This window comes from Saccharopolyspora sp. NFXS83 (assembly GCF_026241095.1).
Classification (GTDB): Bacteria; Actinomycetota; Actinomycetes; order Mycobacteriales; family Pseudonocardiaceae; genus Saccharopolyspora_C.
Genome location: NZ_JAPFGB010000016.1, coordinates 71,452 through 92,419 on the forward strand (window position 1 = coordinate 71,452; position 20,968 = coordinate 92,419).

Here is a 20,968-nt window from a genome sequence, read left to right on the forward strand (position 1 = left end):
CAACGAGGAGGCACGTCGCCCATGTCCGAGGCGCTCGTCTACGACGCGATCCGCACCCCGCGCGGTCGCGGCAAGAAAACCGGATCGCTGCACGGGACCAAACCGATCAGCCTGGTCGTCGGACTGGTCGACGAACTCCGCAGGCGCCATCCGGGACTCGACCCCGACCTGATCGATGACCTCGTGCTCGGCGTCGTGTCGCCGATGGGCGACCAGGGCGGCGACATCGCCAAGACCGCCGCGCTGGCATCCGGTCTGCCCGACACCGTCAGCGGCGTCCAGCTCAACCGGTTCTGCGCGTCCGGCCTCGAAGCCGTGAACGTCGCCGCGCAGAAGGTCCGCTCCGGCTGGGAGGACGCGGTCCTCGCCGGCGGTGTCGAATCCATGTCCCGCGTGCCGATGGGATCCGACGGCGGCGCCTGGGCGATGGACCCGGAGACGAACTTCGAGACGTCCTTCGTGCCGCAGGGCATCGGGGCCGACCTGATCGCCACCCTCGAAGGCTTCGACCGCGCCACCGTCGACACCTACGCCGCCGAGTCCCAGACCCGAGCCGCCAAGGCGTGGGCCGACGGGCGCTTCTCCCGCAGCGTGGTGCCCGTCGTCGACCGCAACGGCCGCACCATCCTGGACCGGGACGAGCACATCCGCGCCAACACCACCGCGGACAGCCTCGGTGGGCTCAACCCGTCCTTCGCGGCCATCGGCGACATGGGCGGATTCGACTCCGTGGCGCTGCAGAAGTACCACTGGGTCGAGCAGATCGACCACGTGCACACACCCGGCAACTCCTCCGGGATCGTCGACGGCGCCGCGCTCACCCTCATCGGCAGCGAGGGCCTCGGTGAACGCACCGGCCTGCGCCCGCGCGCCCGCATCGTCTCCACGGCGCTGAGCGGTGCCGACCCGACGATCATGCTGACGGGCCCCGGCCCGGCCGTGCGCAAGGCGCTGGCGAAGGCGGAGCTGACCATCGATCAGATGGACCTGGTCGAGATCAACGAGGCGTTCGCCGCGGTGCCGCTGCGGTTCATGAAGGAACTCGGCGTGCCGCACGACAAGGTCAACGTCAACGGCGGCGCCATCGCGATGGGGCATCCGCTCGGCGCGACGGGCGCCATGATCCTCGGCACCCTCATCGATGAGCTCGAACGCCGTGAGCAGCGCTACGGCGTCGCCACCCTCTGCGTCGGCGGCGGCATGGGCATCGCCACCGTCATCGAACGGCTCAGCTGACCCCACCCCGGACCGAAGCCGCACCGGCCGCTGCGCCGCGAGGAAGGGAACCATCCTGTCACCGGTGGCAGGAAAGTTCCCTTGCTCGCACCACCGCCGCAGCTCGTGCCGGGCGCTCGTGAACCACGAAGGACATTTCCGCGATGAGCGACCAGAGCACCATTCGCTGGGACCAGGACGCCGACGGCATCGTCGTGCTGACCCTCGACGACCCCCAGCAGCAGGCGAACACGATGAACGACCGCTACGTGCGGTCGATGGAAGAGACGCTGCAGCGCCTCCAGGACGAACGCGACAAGATCACCGGCGTGGTGCTCACCTCGGCGAAGAGCACCTTCTTCGCCGGTGGCGACCTGCGTGACCTGGTGCGGGTGCGCCCGGAGAACGTCGAAGAGTTCGCCGAGGTCAGCGCCACGACCAAGCGGCAACTGCGCGCCCTGGAGACGCTCGGCGTGCCGGTCGTGGCCGCGCTCAACGGCACCGCGCTCGGCGGCGGGCTCGAGATCGCGCTGGCCTGCCACCACCGCATCGCGCTCAACGGCCCGAAGACCCGCTTCGGCCTGCCCGAGGTGACGCTGGGCCTGCTGCCCGGCGCCGGCGGCGTCGTCCGCACCGTCCGCATGCTCGGCATCGCCGACGCACTGCTCAAGGTCCTCACCCAGGGGCAGCGGCTGCGCCCGGAGAAGGCCCGCGAACTCGGCCTGATCGACGAGGTCGTGGAGGACGCCGACGCGCTGCTGAGCCGCGCGAAGGAGTGGATCAAGGCCAACCCGGAGGCCGTGCAGCCCTGGGACCAGAAGGGCTACAAGATCCCCGGCGGCACCCCGTCGAACCCGAAGTTCGCCGCGAACCTGCCCGCGTTCCCGGCGAACCTGCGCAAGCAGCTCAAGGGCGCGCCGATGCCCGCGCCGAAGAACATCCTCGCCGCCGCCGTCGAAGGTGCCCAGGTCGACTTCGACACCGCGCTGGACATCGAAGGCCGCTACTTCGTGGACCTGGCCAGTGGTCAGACGGCGAAGAACATGAGCAAGGCCTTCTTCTTCGACCTCCAGCACATCAACTCCGGCGGCAGTCGTCCCGACGGCATCGAGCGGTGGAAGGCGAGCAAGGTCGCCGTGCTCGGTGGCGGCATGATGGGCGCGGGCATCGCCTACGTCTGCGCGAAGGCCGGCATGCAGGTGGTGCTCAAGGACATCTCCCTCGCCGCCGCCGAGAAGGGCAAGGCCTACTCGGAGAAGATCCTCGGCAAGGCCGTGGACAAGGGCCGCAGCACCGCGGCCGAGCGCGATGAGGTGCTCGCCCGCATCACCGCGACCGACCAGAACGAGCAGCTCAGCGGCTGCGACCTGGTCATCGAGGCCGTCTTCGAGGACACCAGGCTCAAGCACCAGGTGTACAGCGAGATCGAGGACGTCATCGATGGCGACGCGCTGATCGCCTCCAACACCTCGACGTTGCCGATCACCTCGCTCGCCGAGGGCGTGCGGCGTCGCGAGGACTTCATCGGGCTGCACTTCTTCTCCCCGGTCGACAAGATGCCGCTCGTGGAGATCATCTGCGGTGAGCAGACCAACGAGCGCGCGCTGGCCAGGGCGTTCGACGTGGTGCAGCAGATCAAGAAGACGCCGATCGTCGTCAACGACAGCCGCGGGTTCTTCACCAGCCGCGTCATCGGGACCTTCTTGCACGAGGGCGTGGCGATGCTAGGCGAGGGCATCCACCCCGCGACGATCGAGCAGGCGTCGAACCAGGCCGGGTTCCCCGCCCCGGTCCTGCAGCTGTTCGACGAGCTCACCCTGACCCTCCCGCGCAAGATCCGGGAGGAGACGAAGCGGGCCATCGAGGAGGCCGGCGGCACCTGGACCCCGCACCCCGCCGACGAGATCCTCGACCGCATGGTCGAGGAGTTCGAGCGGCCCGGACGTTCGGGCGGTGCCGGGTTCTACGAGTACACCGACGGTGTGCGCGGCGGGCTGTGGTCCGGACTGGTCGACCGGCTGGGCGCCGGCAGCGTCGACCCGACGGAGGTCGAACTCGCCGACCTCACCGAGCGGTTGCTGTTCATCCAGGCCATCGAGACCGTGCGGTGCTTGGACGAGGGCGTGCTGCGGTCCGTTCCGGACGCCAACATCGGGTCGATCTTCGGCATCGGCTTCCCGGCGTGGAGCGGGGGAGTGGTGCAGTACATGAACGGCTACGCAGGTGGCCTCGCCGGTTTCGTCGAGCGGGCGAAGGAGCTCGCCGGCAACTACGGGCAGCGCTTCACGCCGCCGGAACCCCTGGTGCGCCGTGCCGAAGCGGGCGAGCCGTTCGCACTCGGCGAGCCCGACGACGAGATCGTCAACTCCACCGCGGCGTGACAGGAAGGTCGCTTTCCTGTCACCAGTGACAGGAAAGCGACCTTCCTCGCATCCGCACGAGCCGCCGCGTCCGAGGGTTCCAGCGGCGGCCCGGTGCGAGGAAGGGAACCTTTCTCGCACCGGTGGCAGAAAGGTTCCCTTGCTCGCACCGACCCGGGCATGAAGAAGGGGCGCCGGACCACGTGGTCCGGCGCCCCTTCTGGGCACTGCGCAGCGGTGCGCTCATCGAGCCACCGCTGGACGGATTACCGCTGTCCGGGGATCTGCGGCAGTCCGGTGGCGACGTTGTGCACGATCTGACCGGGTACGGCGGTGAGCTCGTCCGCCTTGGCCATGTCGGCCACCTTGCCGGCGGCGGGCACGACATCGCCGACCCTCGGCAGGTTCCCACCGCTCAGGTCGTGCTTGAGCAGCTCGTCGGGCCGGGCGACGGGGCCCACCGTGTAGCCGTGCGCGGCGTCGAGGGCGAGGGAGGTGTCTCCGGCGGAGACGCCCTGGTGGTCGGACTGGCGTGGCCCGATCTCGGCCTCGAGGAACTTCCCGTCGGGGGAGTGCATGTCGACGATGCCGGTGTGCCGCGGGTTGGCCGCGACGCCGATGGTCGGCCGGGTCTTGGTGAGGTCCTCGACGTCCAGCCGTGCTTCACCGATGTGCCTGGTGATGCGGGCGGGCTTGCCTTCGCTGAGCAGCGGTTCGCCGTCGCGCAGCTCGCCGGCGATGCCGTGCGTGGTGGTGACGATGTTCGCGCCGACCTGCTTGACCACGTTCGGAACGCCCGCGCGCAGTTGCGCGTCCAGGCAGGGGGCTTTGGTGCTGTTGAAACCAGGAGCGTCCTGCATGCGGCAGGCGTCCACCGGCACGGTGACGCCGATGTCGTCGGGCACCGAGGAAAGGTCAGGCTTGACGAGTTCGGGTCCTGGCGCTGCCGAGGCGGTGCCGGCCCCGACTGCGGCGAATCCCGCGGCCACGACGGCTGCTTGCAACGTGCGCGTGGTCCAGGGGCGCAAGATCAGTTCTCCTTGGTGTCGCGAGTGGGGCTCGGTTCCCGGCCCGGCGCCGGGGTGCGGTGCCGGGACGGGAACCTGGTGAGGCCGTCCGGTGCGGGTGTCGACGACCCGAAGGGGTCGCGCGGAGCCACGTGCCACTCCAGACGATCAACGCGCTCCACATCGGCACTCCGGCGACCGCTCTTGATCCCTTGCGGAGCGATGCCCCTCGATCGAGTGGTCTTCGGCCACTCGTCCTGCGGGCGGAGGGGGAGGCAGGGCCGGTTCAGGCCTGCGGCATGAGGCTGGGGCTGATCAAGGCCATGAGGTGCTGGGTCGCGTGCTCGGCTGTGATCTCGGGCCGCTTCTCCCGCCAGAGCGCCAGCCGCTCGCACGCCCCGATGATCGATTCGGCGAACGCCTCCAGGCGAATCCGGTCCAGTTCGGGGCGGCTGGCTTCGAGCAGCCGGGCGGTGAGCTCCGTCTGCTGCTCCCGGGTGGCTTCGAGCTCGGTGTTGACGGTCGCGACGGGGATGGCGGCTTCGTTGCGCAGCAGCGCCCAGGACTGGGCGTGGTCATCGCTGAAGCGGAAGAACGCGAGCAGGCAGTCGTGCAGGAGCTGGGCGGAGTCCCCGGCCGCGCCGGCAGCCGCCTCGGTGGTGGCGTCGAGCAGCTCCCGCCGTGCGCGTTCGACGCAGGCGACCAGGAGTCCTTCCTTCGACCCGAAGTACTCGTAGAGCATCGGCTTGGACAGACCGACGCGGTGAGCGATGTCGTCCATCGAGGTGGCCTGGTAGCTGTTGGTTGCGAACACCTGCTCGGCGACGGCCAGTATCTGCTGTTCCCGCTCTGCCCTGGGGAGACGCTTGCGTCGCCCGTTCGTCGCGGAGTTTCCGGCGGCCTGCTCAACATTCACGATCCAACCCTACCGAGAATGGCCGCGATGAACCCTACCGGAGGTAACTTACTCCTAGTAGGCTACTTTGAAGTAGGAAGGTGTGGTCGACCAGGGAGGGCTCGAATGGCACAGGCGCCACCGCAGCGGCACGACACGTCCGTCGTCATCGTGGGCACCGGATTCGCCGGACTCGGCACGGCGATCAAGCTCAAGGAAGCGGGCATCCACGATTTCATCGTGCTGGAGAAGAGCGACGACCTCGGTGGCACATGGCGCGACAACACCTATCCGGGATGCGCGTGCGACGTGCCGTCGCTGATGTACTCCTTCTCGTTCGAGCAGAACCCGGACTGGTCCCGGTTGTTCGCCGAACAGCAGGAGATCTCCGACTACCTCCAGCGCTGCGCCGACAAGTACGGCATTCGCGAGCACATCCACTACGGCGTCGAGTTCACCGGCGCGGACTACGACGAGGACACCCACACCTGGCGCGTGTCCACCGCGTCCGGTGTCGACTACGTCGGTCGCGCACTGGTCTCCGGCGTCGGTGCGCTGCACATCCCCAGCTACCCGGAGCTGAACGGGCTGGAGCGCTTCCAGGGAGAGGTCTTCCACTCGGCGCAGTGGAACCACGACTACGACCTGGAGGGCAAGCGGGTCGCCGTCGTCGGCACGGGTGCCAGTGCCATCCAGTTCGTTCCGAAGGTGGCCGCGCAGGCGTCCAGGCTGCACCTGTTCCAGCGGACGCCCCCGTGGGTGCAGCCCAAGCCGGACCGGGAGATCCCGGAAAAGGTGCGGAAGTGGTTCCGCCGGGTCCCGCTCCTGCAGCGCGCCGCGCGCACCGCGGTCTACTGGACCCTCGAGTTCCGCTCGGTCGCGGTGCTGCGCAGCAAGCTGCTCGGCAAGATCTCCGAGCACTTCGCCAAGCGCTACATCCGACGGGTCGTGAAAGATCCCGAAACGCGCGAAGCCGTCGTGCCCCAGTACTCCATGGGGTGCAAGCGGATCCTGCTCTCCAGCGACTACTACCCGGCGCTCAACAGGCCGAACGTCGACCTCCGCACGAGCGGTGTCGCGGAGGTCAAGGAGAACTCGGTCGTCGCCGGCGATGGTGAGGAGCACCCGGTCGACGCCATCATCTTCGGCACCGGGTTCCACGTGACCGACGCCTTCGACCACCTCGACATCATCGGGCGGGGCGGGCGGAAGTTGCGAGACGCCTGGAAGGACGGGATGCAGGCCCACCTGGGCGTGACCGTTTCCGGTTTCCCCAACCTGTTCTTCCTGCTCGGCCCGAACACCGGTCTCGGGCACAACTCCGTCGTGTTCATGATCGAGTCGCAGATCAACTACGTGCTGAGCTGCCTCCGGCCGATTCACCGCGGCGAGGTCGATCAGATCGACGTGCGGCAATCCGTGCAGGACGAGTTCAACGACAAGATCCAGCACCAGCTCTCCGGCGCGGTGTGGTCCGCGGGCGGATGCCAGAGCTGGTACCTGGACGTCAATGGCGTCAACCGGACGATCTGGCCCGGTTTCACCTGGAACTACTGGCTGCGGACCCGCAAGGCCGATCCGGCGGACTTCGAGATCAAAGCGGCAACCGGGCGCCATTGATGCTTCGCACGGGCGTTCGATATAGTTCCGGGTGTCGTTGTTGGAACAGCCCCGGCTGAGTTCACCGGTGTTGGGCCGGAGGGCGGGGCGCATCTTGAGCTAGGGGCTCCGATGCCACAGGCCCGCACGTTGTCGTCCGACGAGATCCGGGGACTCCGCGAAGAACTGTCCTCCGGCGGTACACCGACGCTGTGGTTCACCTCAGCAGCGGTCGGTGTGCCGGAGGGGCGGTCCGGCAAGGTCATCGCGCTGGACGAGCCGGCCGAGGGCGACTTCATCCAGATCCGTCCGGCCGGGTCCAAGGACGTCCTGTCCTTCTCGGCGGCGGAGGTGACGACGGTCAAGCCACCGCGCAAGCGCAAGGAGCCAGAACCGGCCGCCCCCGCCCCCGTCGCCGAAGCCCCCCGGGCAGCGGCGAAGGCGCCGGAGCCGAAGCCGGCCGCCGCCCCCGCTCGTCCGGAGCCCGCGCGTTCCGCGCCGAGCGCCGGTGCCGACTCCGCTCCGAAACCCGCCGCGGCGGCGAACCGGCGCAAGCCGAAGCCGCCGGCGGGCGCCACCGTGATCTTGACGGCCGACCAGGCCGGCCAGTGGAACGTCGAGGTCAGCACCGGGAAGAAGCGGGTCCTGCGCCCCACTCCCGTGTCGACCTCGGCCGTGGCCCAGGCGGCCAAGTCGTTGCACGAAGAGGTCGCCGCCGCCGTCGAACCGCTGCTGGAGGCGGCGCGGGAACAGCAGCGCGAACGCGTCGAGCAGCTCGAGCAGCAGCTCGCCGACGCCCAGCGCATGCTCCACGAACTCACCGAGTGACCCCGTCCTGACACCGAGCCCACGCGGAACGTGGCAGAAAGGTTCCCTTCCTCCCAACGGTGGCAGAAAGGTTCCCTTCCTCGCAGTCGTCGGCCCGTCCTGCGGCGGGACGTCGAGTTCCGGGTGCCGCAGCAGCCCGTCGGTCGCGGTACCGCGCGGTCACGCAGGTCAAGGTCGACGGGAAGAACGCCTAGAATCGAGGGCGTGACTCGGATGCTGACTCCACGCTGGTTGCTGATGCACGCGGTGTTCGTGGCCGCGGTGATCGCAACGGCCTTCCTGGCCTGGTGGCAGTGGGATCGGGCGCATGAAGCCGGCGGCAGCTTCCAGAACCTGGGTTACGCGCTGCAGTGGCCGCTGTTCGGGGTGTTCACGCTCTGCATGTGGGTCTGGTTGATCCGCATGGAGCTGCAGCAGCAAGGCCCGCCGGAGACCGTGTCCGGCAACTCGGAATCCGCGGATCCGGCGGAAACCGAGGGCGACGGCGCCAAGAGCCGCAGGCGTCCGCTCGTGCCGCCGCCCGCACCTCCCGTGGAGGTGAGCGAGGATCCGGAGCTCGCCGAGTACAACCGCTACCTCGCGGAACTCAACGACGCCGACCAGCGGGCGGGCTGACCGGGCCGGATCCGGCGTCAGTTGAAGGTGATGTCGCCGTTGATCTGCTCGCTCTGGATCAAGTTGTGCACGGTGCCGGAATTCTGGTTCACCACCCGGTTCTGCGTCGCGGACAGCTCGTGGTGCACCTCCGCGCCCGCGTCGCGCAGCTCCGCGCCGAACTCCGGATCGTCCTGAGCGACCTGGTCCAGCCGTTCGGCCAACGCCTCGATCTGCGGTCGGCCCGCCTCGCTCTCCGCGGCCTCCAACGCGGCCAGCGTCGCAGGGTCGTCGCGACGGCGCAGCAGGCCGCGCACCTTGTCCAGCGCGCTCTGCGCGGTGCTGCCCAGTGCGACGGCGATCTGCCCGCCGAGCGCGGTGGCGAGGGAATCGAAGAACGGGTCGATCATTGGTTCCTCCGCACGGTTCGTTGTGACCAAGTGTAGGCGCTCGATCACCGAGCTCGTCGTGACTTCGGTCTATCCGCCGCGACCGTCGGCCGGGCGGCCGTGACTCGGGGCGGAAGAATGCGGTGGTTGCGCCGCACGGTGGATTTTCCTCGCGGTGCCAGGGCGAATGCCGTTTTCAGAAGGTCGGCCGGAGGTCGGCCTTGACAGACCGGTGTGATATCAACGGAGGGACCGACGGAGCAGGTTCGGCGACCTCACGGCAGAGTTGCCGCGCCTTCCCGGAACGCTCGGAACCGCCGCCCTGGCGCACGCGCCGGGCCCGCGGCTAGCGGTCGAGACCAGGTCGTCAAAGACATGCGGTGATTGGGGCAGGCGTGCGCAGCGGCGTGCTGTTGAAGATGTTCGGGCTGTGCGTACTGGCCGGCGTGCTGGTGGCGTTCCTGATGATGCCGATGGCGACAGGCGCCGGAGCGGTGGTGAACCAGGCCACCGACGCGATGTCGAGCATGTCCAGTTCGCTGGCCAAGCGGGACATGCCTCAGGTGTCGGTGGTGACCGACAAGGACGGCGAGCCGATCGCGCACTTCTTCAAGGACTACCGGGTCGAGACGAAGCCCGAGCAGATCTCCGGCTACATGAAGGCCGCGATCACCGCGGTGGAGGACAAGCGCTTCTGGAACCACGACGGCGTCGACTGGCAGGGCACGATGCGTGCGCTCGCGAAGAACGTCAGCACCGGCGGCACGGCGCAGGGCGCATCGACGATCACGCAGCAGTACGTGAAGAACTACCTGGTGCACGTCGTCGCCCAGAACGAGGTCGACGCGGAGAAGGCCAAGGAGACGACGATCGCGCGAAAGCTGCGCGAAGCGAAGATCGCCGTTGAGCTCGAACGCACCATGACCAAGGAGGAGATCCTCACCGGCTACCTGAACGTGGTGCCGGTCGGGAACCAGACCTTCGGCGTGGGCGCAGGCGCGCAGACCTACTTCGGCACCACCCCGGACAAGCTGACGGTCTCCCAGTCGGCGCTGCTCGCGGCGGTCGTCAACCAGCCCGGTTCGCTGAACCCGCGGTCCAATCCGGATGAGGCGCTGGAACGCCGCAACCTGGTGATCGACCTGATGACGGATCCGCACAACAGCCTCCGGATCAGCGAGGAAGACGCCCAGATCGCGAAGAACGAGCCGCTCGGGTTGACGCCGCAACTGGGGCGTCCGCCGAACGGCTGCGTCGGCATCGGCGACGGCACCACCGACGGGTTCTTCTGCGAGTACGTGCGCCACTACCTGGAACGTTCCGGCATCGACGACGACAAGCTGGAAACCGGCGGCTACACGATCCGCACCACGCTGGACCGCAAGTCCAGCGACGCGGCGAAGGAAGCGGCGAAGAAGCAGGTCCCGACGCAGACCGATGGCATCGCCAACGCCATGTCCGTCGTCGAACCGGGGACGGACAAGCACAAGGTCCGCGCGCTGGTCGCCAACCGCGACTTCGGCAACGACCCGAACGCGGGGCAGACGGCCTACGACATCGTCAGCAGGGTGCAGCCCTTCGGTGCCGGGTCGATCTACAAGGTCTTCACCGCCGCCGCCGCCCTCGAGCAGGGCATGACGATCCACGACAACGTCCCCGTGCCCGCGACCTACACCTCCAGGGTGTACAAGAACGGGACGAACCCGTACACGGTCGGCAACGCCGAGGGCGTTCAGCCAGGGGACCGCACCCTGCAGATGGCGCTCGCGACCTCGCCCAACACCGGCTTCGTCGCACTGCAGGAGAAGGTCGGTCTCAACGCCACCGTCGACATGGCCTCCAAGCTCGGCCTGCGGCAAGGCATGAACGGCGTGAACAGCAGCGGCTCCACCCTCGACGACGACGGCTCCAACGGGCCGTCCCAGGCCGAGGCGGTCAAGAAGAACAAGCGCGGTGCCTTCACCCTCGGCTACACGCCCACCAGCGTGCTGGAGCTGTCGAACGTGGCCGCCACCATCATGAGCGGCGGCACCTACTGCCCGCCGACGCCGCTGGAGGAGATCCACGACCGCAACGGCAACGAGGTCCCGATCAAGGAAGCACCGTGCGAGCAGGTCATCTCGCCGGAGATCGCCGGTCAGCTCGCGCAAGGCATGAGCAAGGACGACACCGAAGGCACCTCCAAGGTCGCGGCGAGTGCGGCGGGCTGGACGCGGCCGATGATCGGCAAGACCGGAACCACGCAGGAGAGCAAGTCCGCCGCCTTCCTGGCCGCGACCCCGCAGATGGCCGGTGCGGTGCTGACCTACGCCGACGGCTCGCGTCCCCGCGGCATCTGCGATGGCGGCGGGGAGTCCCCGCCGTTCCTCTGCGGTGACGGCAACATCTTCGGTGGAAAGGTGCCGGCCCGGACCTGGTTCGACGCCATGACGAGGATCCACGAAGGCCTTCCGGCCGCGCCGCTGCCGGGCGGCCCGCCCGCCCCGTAAGCGCGCTCGATCGAGAAGAGGGGCCGTCCGCTGAGCAGCGGACGGCCCCTCTTCTCATGCGCTCAGCGGCGGCTGAGGCGGCGAACTCCGCGCGTCAAGCCCGAAACCTCCTGAACCACCAGCGCCACCGGGAGCTTGCCGAGCAGCACCAGCAGCAGAATCGCCAACGCCAGCACGATCCAGCCGGACCAGCCGAGCAGGCCCGACGTGACGTTGTCCACCGGATGTCCCGCGGCGCTGAACAGAATGCCGAAACCGGCGGCGGCGTTGACGAACCCGTGCCCGATCGCGGCGGGCCACACGCTGCCGGTCGCCAACCTCAACCACCCGAGGAGCGCACTCAGCAGACCGCAGAAGCAGACCATCATGATGAACGCGACGACGATCGGGGCATTCGGATAGTTGTATCCGAGGATGAGCAGCGGAGCGTGCCACAGCCCCCACAGGACGCCCGTCACCAGGAACGCGGCGGGCTGCCCCAGCGGCAGCAAGGCGGAGGTCAGGTAGCCGCGCCAGCCGACTTCCTCCCCGAAAGCGGGGATGACGTTCAACCAGCCGAGCAACATCACCTGCACGAGCTGCATCAGCGCCAACGACGACACCGACGGCGCGCCAGCACCGCCCTCCGCGAGACCGAACTGCTCCGACAGACCGGAGAAACCGGTCCAGTCCGCGTGATAAACCCCGAACAGCGCGCCGAGCCCCAGCGCGATCAGCATCAGGACCGGCGGGCCGAACCACGCGATCAGCGCCCGCCCCCACCACACCCGGACGCCACCGGCATTGGTGATGCCCAGGCCGCGCAGCGGTGCGTCCCGGGGGCTGATCCACTTCGTGACCACGAACGCGGACGCCGCGGGCACGAACATCATCACCACCAGCAGCAGCGGTGCCCACGCCCACGTCAAACCCGCGCCCGTCAGCCACAACGGAATGGTCAACACCCACGTCCCCAGATAGGTCAGCCCGACGAAGCTCACCACACCCCGAACATCAACTCGATCACCCACACCCCCATCCTCCCAACGCCCCCGAACCTCCCGCCCGCCCGGCGAGGAAGGGAACCTTCGTGTCACCGGTGGCAGAAAGGTTCCCTTCCTCGCCGGAACGGCGTGACAGCATGAACCCATGACGACCTTGCTGCCTTCCACTGATCGAGCGCTGCTCAGACGGCTGGCCGTTGAGCAGAGCCAGAACCGCGTTCCCTCTCTGATAGCCGGGCTGGTCCGCGATGGGGAAACGCTCTGGACCGGCAGCAGAGGACTCGTGTCGGGCGAAGCCCCGACCTCGAACACGCAGTACCGAATCGGGTCGATCACCAAATCGTTCATCGCCGTCCTGGTGATGCGGCTGCGCGACGAAGGCCTCCTCAACCTCGAAGACAAGCTGGATCAGCACGTCCCAGGCACCGCCATCGGCGATCGCAGCATCACCCGCCTGCTGACGCACACCAGCGGAATGAGCGCGGAGCCGGCGGGCCAGTGGTGGGAACGCACCGAGGGCGGCCCGGTCGAGGACTTGATCGCCGGCATCGACGAGGACGCCGTCCGTTCGCGCCCCAGGCACGGCTTCCACTACTCGAACACCGGTTTCGGAGTTCTCGGGGAGCTCGTTGCCCGGCTACGGGGGCGCTCTTGGTACGAATCGGTCCGAGAAGAGATCCTCCTGCCGCTGGGCATGAATCGGACCACCTTCGGTCCGGAAAGTCCGCACGCGCAGGGCTGGGCGGTCCATCCGTGGGCCGACGTGCTGTTGCCGGAGCCCGCGGAAGACGGCGGGGCGATGGCCCCTGCGGGACAGCTGTGGTCCACCTTGGACGACATGCTGCGGTGGGCGCGGTTCGTCGCCGGCGAGACAGCGGAGGTGCTGCATCCGGACACGGTGGCGGAGATGCGGGCCGCGGGGGCGGTGGACGACGGGGACTTCTGGCGTGCCGGGTACGGACTCGGCTTCCAGCTGATCAGGCACCAAGGGCGGCGGCTTGCCGGGCACACCGGTTCGATGCCCGGATTCCTGGCGACCGTGATGGCCGATGCCGCGGATCGGACCGGTGTCATCTTCATGGCCAACACGACCGCAGGAGTGTCGTCGGCGCTCATCACGGACTTGCTCGGCCTGCTCGACGAACATGAACCGCGGATACCGCAGCCGTGGGCTCCGAGCACGCGGGTCGAGCCTGATCTGCTCGAGCTCACCGGTCAGTGGTACTGGGGGCCGTCTCCCTACGTTCTGCGGATTCTTCCCGACGGCCTGCTGGATCTGGTGCCGTGGCAGGGACGTGGCCGAGCATCTCGTTTCCGCCGGAACGAAGACGGAACGTGGACCGGCTTGGACGGCTACTACTCGGGTGAGCGACTCCACGTGGGCCGTTCCTCCGACGGAAGCGTGACCCACCTGAACCTGAACACCTTCATCTTCACCCGAACCCCGTACGACCCGAACGCGCCGATCCCCGGCGGCGCAGCCCCCTGGCGCTCCACCCCCTGACCCCGCTGTTCGATGCGAGGAAGGGAACCTTTCTGCCACCGGTGACAGAAAGGTTCCCTTCCTCGTGCCCAGACGGTGCGGGTTAGGTTAGGCTTTCCTTGGTATTGAGTGGGTGGGTTGATCGAACAGCCGTCGATCGGAGTCGTGCCTGTGAGTGGGAAGTCCGTCGTTGAGGTCACCTCGCCGGCCCGGCTGCTGGCGGAGATCCCCGCCGACGACGGGGTCGCGACCAAGGTCGCGGCATGGCGCCGGTCGATCGGAGGCGTTCTCACCGGCCGTGATGACCGCGTCCTCGTGGTCGTGGGGCCGTGCTCGGTGCACGACGTGGTGGCGACGAGGCACTACGCGAACCACCTGCGCGAGCCGCTGGTTTACCGCCCGCCGTGGTCATCGATGCGAGCCACGGGAACAGCGGAAAAGACCACACCAAGCAACCGAAGGTGGTCTCCGCGGTCGGAGCTCAGCTCGCGAGCGGGGTCGACGTGATCCGCGGCGTGATGGTGGAAAGTTTCATCGTCGGTGGACGGCAGGACATCGGTACGACGATTCCCGTTCGCGGGCAGAGCATCACCGACGCCTGCCTGGGCTGGGAGGACACCGCGACAGTGCTGCGGGACCTGGCCGCATCGGTGCGGGCGTCCAGGCGCACGTGTGATTCAGCGAACTGGCTTCAGCTGGCATGAGCTGCAGCGTCACGCGCTCGTGACGTTCATGCTGGGAGGCGTGCCCGAAGACCTGCGCATCAACTCAAAGCTGACCGTCCCGGCAGCTGAATTATTCGAACGGTTCTCGCGTTCCTCCGGTCCTGGCGGGCAGCACGTCAACACAACGGACTCCCGGGTGGAGCTCGTCTTCGACCTGGCGAACTCGAAGATTCCCGAACAGATGCGGGACCGCGCGCTCAGCCGCTTGGAGTCTCGCCTGTTCAACGGCGTCCTCACCGTCGTCGCTTCTGAACACCGCAGCCAGCTGCTCAACCGGACCGCGGCACGGGAACGGTTGGCAGCGTTGCTGGCCGAAGCGATCGCCCCTGAACCGCCACCTCGGCGTCGGACAAAACCGACCGCCGGTTCGCGACGGCGTCGCCTGGACGGTAAGAAGCGTCGTGGCCAGGTGAAACAGTGGCGACGGCGCGGCGATCCGGGAGACAGCTGAAGCGACCCCACCGCCTGTCCGGTTAGCCTCGAACGCAAGAATGACCAGAGAGGACCGGACTCATGCGGACGGCTTGGGTGATGCCTGGTGGATCAACGTTCGGTGCCGTCCAAGCCGGACTAGCCACCGCACTGTTCGAAGCGGAAGTCGAACCTGATCTGCTGATCGGTACGTCAGCGGGCTCCTTGAACGCCGCTTGGCTCGCCCGCGACCCGTCCCCCCGAGGGGCGGGCGAGCTGCGGGAACTGTGGTGCACGATGCGTCGTTGCGACATCTTCCCCATCCAGCCGACCCGCATCCTCGCCGGGAAGCTCGGCATAACGAACCACCTGATGGCGAGCAGCGGGCTCGCACGCTGGGTTCACCGCACGCTTCCATACCGGACGTTCGAGCAAGCCGAGATCCCTCTCACCGTGACCGCTACCGACGTCGATACGGGTGCGGCGGTGTACTTCGATCAGGGCCCGCTGCTTCCGGCACTGGTCGCGTCCTGCTCCATACCTGGCCTGTTCCCGCCTCTCAAAGTGAACGAACGTTGGCTCGTGGACGGGGGAGCCGCAGCTTTCATGCCGATCAGCAAGGCCGTGGAGCTCGGGGCGGAGCGGGTTTTCGTGCTGCCATGTGAAGGTGATGAGCCGTTCAGCTGGCAGCACCGCAAGCGCGGCGTCGGCTCCGTCGCGACATTGCCGGCGCCCCGAACGCCTCCTCGATCGGTCAGCGGAGTCAACGGTGCGGCACTCGGAGCTGCGATGCTCGCGTCGGCACGGCTCGATTTGCAGCTGAACTCGACCCGCTGCGACCTCTACGTGCTCCCGGCGCCCTCCACGGCTGGGTTGTCCCAGTACTCGTTCTCACACTCGGCTGCCCTGATCGACGCAGCTTGGCGCCTCGCAGAAGCCTGGTACCCCCGAGCCCGCCCACTCCAGGCCGGCCCAGTCGACAGCAACGGCCACCCCGAGCACAGCAACCCACCCCTCGCCACCCACCGCTGAAGCAGCGAAGCAAGGGAACCTTCCTGTCACCAGTGACAGGAAGGTTCCCTTGCTCGGAGGCTCCAGCGGCGCTGGTGTGGCGGTGAAATCTGGGCATGCGAATGCCCGGAGGTCGGCGGTGGCCGTTCCTCCGGTGCGGGCGGGCCTGCTAGTTGAACAGGTGGGCCTTCACCTCATCGCGCGGTGGGGATGGTTCGAACCTCTACCTCGGGACGGGTTCTGAGAGCCGCCGCTTGATGTGCTCGGCGAATGCTCTCGACGACTTCTTCGGGGTTGTTCGTCAGATCGGTGGGGAGGATTTGGACTACTGCAATGCCGTGAGCCGCATAGCGGGTGTTGCGTTTTGTGGTCGCCGCATAGTCGGCTTTGGAGAAGTGGTAAGCGAAAGAGTCGATTTCGATGGCAAGTGCTACATCGTCGAACCAGGCGTCCGGAATCCCGATGTAGTGGCCGTGTGCGTTGAACAAGGAGACGTTCCACGAAGGCTGAGGGAGGTCGGACCGTTTGATGATCTTGAAGGCCTGGAGCTCGGCGGGCGAGCGGAGGTCGGCTGTCATGGCGCGCAAGATGTCCCTGGGAAGTCCGGTCCCGCGCCTGGTTCCCCTGTCCAATTCCTGCTTCAGCGCGCGAGGCGAACATCCGGGAGTTCGCTGGATTGCTTCGATCAGCAACGACTCCGTCGCTTCTCGAGGTTGCCATGTGCGTGCCGCGTCCATCACGGCCCGTGCCGCTGGCGCCAGCGGAATCTCGTTCTTGATGACCGAGTCCGGTAGCCGTGTGGTGCGTTCGAACTTAATCTGATCGCTACCTTGAATCTTCTGGCCGTGTGGAATCAGGACGTGAACCGGGGCATTCTCATCGGGCGTCGTCAAGCCGTGGATTCGCGCACCGTGCATTCCGGTGATCATGGCTGAGGGGCCGGCTCGTAGCAGTGCGGCCGTGATCAGATCATGAGTGGTGGGTGGTCCTGGGGCGACCAGAACGATGCCTGGGAGGAGTCGGGTCCATGGTCCGTCTGCTCGAGCGCGACGGTAGCTGGTGGACTGCGAGACGCCGAGTTTCTCCAGTTCGCGGACGTGGAACACGCGCCGAGGAGAGGTCTGGACGATGCTTTGAGTGATTACAGTCGATGACATGTGGTCACTATCGGTCACGATGGGTTTCCGCTAGTGGAGAACATGCCTCGGTGTGTCGGCCGCGCCTTGACGTACGCGTGGAGAAGCGAGGAAGGGAACCTTTCTGTCACTGATGACAGGAAGGTTCCCTTCCTCTCAAAACCGCGGGAGGTCGTTGCAGGGGGTGTGGGGGGGTGGGAGGGCTTCGGTTAGGAGGTAGCGGGCTGCTGCGGTGTCCAGGCAGGTGCTGTGTTGGCTGGCGAAGGCCCCGTGGGAGCGGCTGCCGTCAAGGGTGATCAGCCGGGAATCGGGGAGCCGAGCCTGCATCCGGCGGGCGCCGTCGAGCGGGGTGGTGGGGTCGTGCTCGGCTTGGGTGAGCAGGACGGGTGGCATGTCGGGATGTCCGAGCCGGGTGGTTTCGCGTGGCTCAGGCCAGAAGGCGCAGGTGTCGGCTTCCAGTCCGGTGAGCACGGGCTGCGGGTCAGCGGCACGCAGGGCGCGGACCGCGCCTAGGACGTCGTGGACGGTCGGGCGCGGGCTGTCGGCGCACTTGACGGTGCGCAGCGCCGCTTCGTAGTTGTGATCGTCGGGCTCGGTGGGGCGCAGCGCGGTGTTGTCGCCGGTGTGCACGTATCGGCTGAGGGCGCGGGCGAACGGTTCCCACCGCTCGGTGCGCGACAGCGTGCGGTAGACGACCCGGTCGAATTCGTCCGGTCCGAATTCACCGGTGGGGAGCGCGCTGCGCGCGTGGAGGTAGTGCTCTCGGACGGTGGTCCGGTCGTTGCCGAGTCCGATATCGGGGCGTGAGGCGATCCAGTCGAACAGGGCGTCGCGCTGTTCGAGCATGGCGAATCCTTGGCGGACGTCGAAGTCGTGCCAGGCGTCGGGGCTGACGACGCTGTCGAGCACCATGCGTCCGGTGCGCAGGGGAAATTCGGCGGCGTAGGCGGCACCGAGGTAGGTGCCGTAGGACACGCCCACGTAGTTCAGCCGCGGTTCGCCGAGTGCCTGCCTGATCCGGTCCATGTCGTGCGCGGTGTTCGTGGTGTTGATGTGCGGTAGCGCCGGTCCGATGGCACGGGCGCAGTCGTCGGCGAGCCGGTGCAGTCCGTCGAGGTAGGCGCGTTCCTGACCTGCCCCGGCGGGCACGGGATCGGGTCGCGGGTGGTCGAACAGCCCGCCTGCGGGGCCGCAGTCGACCGGTGCGCTGCGGCCGACGCCGCGCGGGTCGAATCCGATGATGTCGTAGCTCTGCCGCACTTCGGCGGGCATTTTGGCGCGTTTGCTCTCGGCGTAGTCGAGCCCGGTGCCGCCGGGTCCGCCCGGATTGACCAGGAGCGCTCCGCGTTGTTGTTCGGACGTCCCGGAGGCGCGGATGCGGGACACGGCGACGTCGATCGTCGGACCGTCTTCTTTCGCGTAGTCCAGCGGAACCCGTATGTGTCCACATTGGACTTCAGGGGTGTCGGTCACGTCGATCGGGCACGACCCGAAGTGGATCTCGCCGGGCGGCTCGGCGGTGGCGGTGGGAATCGGCAGAAGGGTGGCGAGCAGAGGTGCGAGCAGGAGGGCGGTGCGGCTTCGACGCAAGTTGAACACGCTGGGTTACTCCAGTGTTACCTGAATGGGGTTTGCCAACTGTATTGAACATGATTATCGTTACCGTCCGCTAGTGGGCAACGGTGCGGAGGAGTCGGAGTGGGTCACCTGCTGATGGTGGAAAGCTGGGTCGGGGCGATGAGCACGTTGCTGCCCCGAGGAATCCGGGACGGGGGCCACCGATTCAGCTTCCTCACCCGGGACGTGCAGCACTACCTGCGCGCGTGGAACCGGCCCGGCGCTCATCCCTTGCTCGGCGCGGAGAACGTGCTCCACGCCGAGACCAACGAGGTGGCTTCGCTGGTCGAACACGTCGCGAAGCTCCAGCCCGCGCTGGGATTCGACGGTGTGCTCACCTCGTGCGACTACTACCTTGGCGCGACCGCGCACCTCGCTCAGCACCTCGGTTTGCCGGGCTCGCCACCGGAAGCGGTGGCTCGCGCCTGCAACAAGGACCAGACCCGATTAGCCCTGCGCGAGGCTGGGGTCGCCGGGCCGGCTTTCGCGCTCGCCGACGGCGCCTCCGGGCTGCGCGAAGCGGCCCTGGCCCTCGGGTTCCCGCTGGTGATCAAGCCGGTCGACCTGTGCGCGGGAATGTTCGTGCGCAAGGTGTCGAACGAGGCGGAACTGAGCGAAGCGGTGCGTGAGCTGGAGGGCTTCCCGGTCAACGCACGCGGGCAGCGCCGCAGTGGCACCGTGCTGCTCGAAGAGCTGTTGACCGGCCCCGAAGTGAGCGTGGAAGCGGTGACCGCGCACGGTCGAACGACCGTCGTCGGAGTGACGGACAAGAGCATCGCGGGCGAGTCCTGCTTCGTCGAAACGGGGCACATGTTCCCCGCCGCTCTCGACGCCGGCACGGAGCAGGCCGTCACCTCGGTCGCCGTCGCCGCCATCGAGGCGCTCGGTTTGGACAACACCGTCACCCACACCGAGCTCAAATTGACCCCGATGGGACCTCGCATCGTCGAGGTCAACCCGCGCCCGGCGGGCAACCAGATCACCGAGCTCGTCCGGCGGGTGACGGGGATCGACCTGCCCGCGGTGCACGCGCAACTCGCGTTGGGAGAACCACCGCGGCTGGCGGCCGACTCGACAGGTGCGGGCAGCGCGGCGATCTCCTTCCTGCTCCCGCCTCGGACCGGGCCGATCGATCGGATCGACGGTGCAGAGGGAATTCACGAGATCAGCGGCGTCGTCGACAGCGCCTTCAAAGCGGCGGGGCACGTGGCGGGGCCGGCGACCAGCAACAACAACTACCTCGGCCACGTCATGACGACCGATCCGGAGCCCGGTGCGGCGCGAGCTCGTGCCGAGGCGGCGATCGGCTCCCTGGAGGTCGTCTACGCAGCGGATCTGGTCGGCGCATGAAGGACGCCTTCCTGTCATTGGACCGGTTCACCGCAGCCGTCGGAGCGGGGATGGCGGGTGAGGAGGTCGACGAAGCGACGGTGAGCGTCGGTTTCCTCACCCAGCAGGGTGTGCGGCATTCCGGGCGCGGGAGCTCCTACCGCAACCATGTGCTGAGCTTGCGGGTCGAGGACTCCGTCGGATCGTGCGCCGTGGAGCCGGGAGTGCTGACCGACGAACTGGTCGTCGAGTGCGTCGGTGCTCCGGTCGGCCGGTTGCTGCGGCATCCGGAGCCCGCGGTGCGCATCGCGGCGGCGGACGCGTACTTGATGTGGCGGCGCCCGCACCACGAGCACGCGGAGGAAGTCCGGCTTCGCCGCGGAAGTTCCCTGCAGAAGTCGTTGCAGCGGGCCGACGTCGTGGTCGGGATGGTGCCGGAACACGCTCGCCGGGTCTTGGTGATCGGAGTGGTGAACTCGCTGCTCCACCAGCTCCGCCGTCGCGGTGTCGACTACGTCGCCTGCGACTTCAAAGGCGGTGTGACCGAGTGGGGCGAACCGATCGTGCACGACGCCATGGCCGAGGTCGGTGGCTGCGATGCCGTGCTGGCTTCCGGGATGGTCGCGGGCGGCGAGACCTTCGAACCGTTGCTGGCGCACGTGCGCGCCACCGGAACACCGCTGGTCATGTTCGCGCAGACCGCGAGCGCGGTGTTGCCGTGGTTCCTCGGTTCCGGTGTCACCGCGATCTCCGCCGAGCCCTACCCGTTCTTCTGGCTCGACGGCGGCGCCAGCTCGATCTACCGCTACTCCGGTCCGCGGAATCCGGAGCCAGGGAAGGACATTCGTTGATCGACCTCAGCACGAGCCCGGCCCGAGCGGCAAACCCGGACCTGCT

Annotated in this window: 20 protein-coding genes; 13 read left to right on the plus strand and 7 right to left on the minus strand. The window is 67.8% G+C overall.

All coding sequences use genetic code 11. From position 1 onward, the window contains the following. Nucleotides 1–21: 21 nt before the first annotated feature. Entirely contained in the window at nucleotides 22–1,236 is a 1,215-nt protein-coding gene (locus OOZ19_RS18445) for an acetyl-CoA C-acetyltransferase (protein WP_266091362.1), read from the plus strand. Between the two features lie 143 nt (nucleotides 1,237–1,379). Further along, nucleotides 1,380–3,596 (plus strand): 3-hydroxyacyl-CoA dehydrogenase NAD-binding domain-containing protein, encoded by a 2,217-nt coding sequence (locus OOZ19_RS18450; protein ID WP_266091363.1) that lies wholly within the window; start codon nucleotides 1,380–1,382, stop codon nucleotides 3,594–3,596. A gap of 245 nt (nucleotides 3,597–3,841) precedes the next feature. Here the strand turns inward: OOZ19_RS18450 and OOZ19_RS18455 are convergent, their stop codons facing one another. From OOZ19_RS18455 to OOZ19_RS18465, 3 genes are all read right to left on the minus strand, one after another. After that, on the minus strand, nucleotides 3,842–4,480 hold the full coding sequence (locus tag OOZ19_RS18455; RefSeq protein ID WP_266091364.1) for a hypothetical protein: 639 nt from the start codon (nucleotides 4,478–4,480) through the stop codon (nucleotides 3,842–3,844). A gap of 125 nt (nucleotides 4,481–4,605) precedes the next feature. Next, entirely contained in the window at nucleotides 4,606–4,734 is a 129-nt protein-coding gene (locus OOZ19_RS18460; protein ID WP_266091365.1) for a hypothetical protein, read from the minus strand. A 134-nt stretch (nucleotides 4,735–4,868) separates the two neighbouring features. Then, nucleotides 4,869–5,498, minus strand: coding sequence for a TetR/AcrR family transcriptional regulator (locus OOZ19_RS18465; protein ID WP_266091366.1), 630 nt, complete (start codon nucleotides 5,496–5,498; stop codon nucleotides 4,869–4,871). A 105-nt stretch (nucleotides 5,499–5,603) separates the two neighbouring features. On the opposite strand from OOZ19_RS18465, the gene OOZ19_RS18470 reads away from it, so the two are divergent. From OOZ19_RS18470 to OOZ19_RS18480, 3 genes are all read left to right on the plus strand, one after another. Continuing rightward, on the plus strand, nucleotides 5,604–7,097 hold the full coding sequence (locus OOZ19_RS18470; protein WP_266091367.1) for a flavin-containing monooxygenase: 1,494 nt from the start codon (nucleotides 5,604–5,606) through the stop codon (nucleotides 7,095–7,097). Nucleotides 7,098–7,208: 111 nt separating this feature from the next. Further along, complete coding sequence (locus tag OOZ19_RS18475; RefSeq protein ID WP_266091368.1) at nucleotides 7,209–7,904, plus strand: DUF6319 family protein; 696 nt, start codon at nucleotides 7,209–7,211, stop codon at nucleotides 7,902–7,904. A gap of 213 nt (nucleotides 7,905–8,117) precedes the next feature. Continuing rightward, nucleotides 8,118–8,519: a hypothetical protein gene (locus OOZ19_RS18480; RefSeq protein ID WP_266091455.1), complete on the plus strand. Its 402-nt coding sequence runs from the start codon at nucleotides 8,118–8,120 to the stop codon at nucleotides 8,517–8,519. Nucleotides 8,520–8,536: 17 nt separating this feature from the next. Here the strand turns inward: OOZ19_RS18480 and OOZ19_RS18485 are convergent, their stop codons facing one another. After that, entirely contained in the window at nucleotides 8,537–8,908 is a 372-nt protein-coding gene (locus OOZ19_RS18485; RefSeq protein ID WP_266091369.1) for a hypothetical protein, read from the minus strand. Nucleotides 8,909–9,306: 398 nt separating this feature from the next. Here OOZ19_RS18485 and OOZ19_RS18490 point away from each other — a divergent pair, with 398 nt between their 5' ends. After that, on the plus strand, nucleotides 9,307–11,376 hold the full coding sequence (locus tag OOZ19_RS18490; RefSeq protein ID WP_266091456.1) for a transglycosylase domain-containing protein: 2,070 nt from the start codon (nucleotides 9,307–9,309) through the stop codon (nucleotides 11,374–11,376). A 62-nt stretch (nucleotides 11,377–11,438) separates the two neighbouring features. Here the strand turns inward: OOZ19_RS18490 and OOZ19_RS18495 are convergent, their stop codons facing one another. Further along, nucleotides 11,439–12,386, minus strand: coding sequence for a CPBP family intramembrane glutamic endopeptidase (locus OOZ19_RS18495; RefSeq protein ID WP_266091370.1), 948 nt, complete (start codon nucleotides 12,384–12,386; stop codon nucleotides 11,439–11,441). Between the two features lie 118 nt (nucleotides 12,387–12,504). Here OOZ19_RS18495 and OOZ19_RS18500 point away from each other — a divergent pair, with 118 nt between their 5' ends. The 5 genes from OOZ19_RS18500 (at nucleotide 12,505) to OOZ19_RS18515 (ending at nucleotide 16,010) form a co-directional block, all read left to right on the plus strand. Next, nucleotides 12,505–13,863 (plus strand): serine hydrolase domain-containing protein, encoded by a 1,359-nt coding sequence (locus tag OOZ19_RS18500; RefSeq protein WP_266091371.1) that lies wholly within the window; start codon nucleotides 12,505–12,507, stop codon nucleotides 13,861–13,863. Nucleotides 13,864–14,013: 150 nt separating this feature from the next. After that, nucleotides 14,014–14,349 carry a hypothetical protein gene (locus OOZ19_RS30200; protein ID WP_416309461.1) on the plus strand — a complete coding sequence of 112 codons (336 nt, stop codon included), beginning with the start codon at nucleotides 14,014–14,016 and terminating at the stop codon, nucleotides 14,347–14,349. Then, nucleotides 14,247–14,546, plus strand: coding sequence for a DAHP synthetase I family protein (locus tag OOZ19_RS18505; protein WP_266091372.1), 300 nt, complete (start codon nucleotides 14,247–14,249; stop codon nucleotides 14,544–14,546). The genes OOZ19_RS30200 and OOZ19_RS18505 overlap by 103 nt, the downstream gene beginning before the upstream one ends. Nucleotides 14,547–14,574: 28 nt before the next feature. Continuing rightward, nucleotides 14,575–15,018, plus strand: a complete 444-nt coding sequence (gene arfB, locus OOZ19_RS18510) for an alternative ribosome rescue aminoacyl-tRNA hydrolase ArfB (RefSeq protein ID WP_266091457.1) — start codon at nucleotides 14,575–14,577, stop codon at nucleotides 15,016–15,018. Nucleotides 15,019–15,080: 62 nt separating this feature from the next. Further along, a complete protein-coding gene (locus OOZ19_RS18515) occupies nucleotides 15,081–16,010 on the plus strand; it encodes a patatin-like phospholipase family protein (protein ID WP_266091373.1) in 930 nt (309 codons plus the stop codon). Between the two features lie 173 nt (nucleotides 16,011–16,183). On the opposite strand, the gene OOZ19_RS18520 is transcribed toward OOZ19_RS18515, so the two are convergent. Further along, nucleotides 16,184–17,164 (minus strand): hypothetical protein, encoded by a 981-nt coding sequence (locus OOZ19_RS18520; protein ID WP_266091374.1) that lies wholly within the window; start codon nucleotides 17,162–17,164, stop codon nucleotides 16,184–16,186. Between the two features lie 117 nt (nucleotides 17,165–17,281). After that, nucleotides 17,282–18,724 (minus strand): alpha/beta hydrolase, encoded by a 1,443-nt coding sequence (locus OOZ19_RS18525; RefSeq protein WP_266091375.1) that lies wholly within the window; start codon nucleotides 18,722–18,724, stop codon nucleotides 17,282–17,284. 99 nt (nucleotides 18,725–18,823) lie between these two features. Between OOZ19_RS18525 and OOZ19_RS18530 the strand changes: the two genes are divergently transcribed. Next, nucleotides 18,824–20,092, plus strand: coding sequence for an ATP-grasp domain-containing protein (locus tag OOZ19_RS18530; protein WP_266091376.1), 1,269 nt, complete (start codon nucleotides 18,824–18,826; stop codon nucleotides 20,090–20,092). Beyond that, nucleotides 20,089–20,922 carry a hypothetical protein gene (locus OOZ19_RS18535; protein WP_266091377.1) on the plus strand — a complete coding sequence of 278 codons (834 nt, stop codon included), beginning with the start codon at nucleotides 20,089–20,091 and terminating at the stop codon, nucleotides 20,920–20,922. The genes OOZ19_RS18530 and OOZ19_RS18535 overlap by 4 nt, the downstream gene beginning before the upstream one ends. Nucleotides 20,923–20,968 lie beyond the last annotated feature (46 nt).

Coding starts and splice junctions, on each gene's coding strand:
- OOZ19_RS18445 (WP_266091362.1), top strand. CDS start 22: ATGTCCGAGGCGCTCGTCTACGACGCGATCCGCACCCCGCGCGGTCGC.
- OOZ19_RS18450 (WP_266091363.1), top strand. CDS start 1,380: ATGAGCGACCAGAGCACCATTCGCTGGGACCAGGACGCCGACGGCATC.
- OOZ19_RS18470 (WP_266091367.1), top strand. CDS start 5,604: ATGGCACAGGCGCCACCGCAGCGGCACGACACGTCCGTCGTCATCGTG.
- OOZ19_RS18475 (WP_266091368.1), top strand. CDS start 7,209: ATGCCACAGGCCCGCACGTTGTCGTCCGACGAGATCCGGGGACTCCGC.
- OOZ19_RS18480 (WP_266091455.1), top strand. CDS start 8,118: ATGCTGACTCCACGCTGGTTGCTGATGCACGCGGTGTTCGTGGCCGCG.
- OOZ19_RS18485 (WP_266091369.1), bottom strand. CDS start 8,908: ATGATCGACCCGTTCTTCGATTCCCTCGCCACCGCGCTCGGCGGGCAG.
- OOZ19_RS18490 (WP_266091456.1), top strand. CDS start 9,307: ATGTTCGGGCTGTGCGTACTGGCCGGCGTGCTGGTGGCGTTCCTGATG.
- OOZ19_RS18500 (WP_266091371.1), top strand. CDS start 12,505: ATGACGACCTTGCTGCCTTCCACTGATCGAGCGCTGCTCAGACGGCTG.
- arfB (WP_266091457.1), top strand. CDS start 14,575: ATGCTGGGAGGCGTGCCCGAAGACCTGCGCATCAACTCAAAGCTGACC.
- OOZ19_RS18515 (WP_266091373.1), top strand. CDS start 15,081: ATGCGGACGGCTTGGGTGATGCCTGGTGGATCAACGTTCGGTGCCGTC.
- OOZ19_RS18535 (WP_266091377.1), top strand. CDS start 20,089: ATGAAGGACGCCTTCCTGTCATTGGACCGGTTCACCGCAGCCGTCGGA.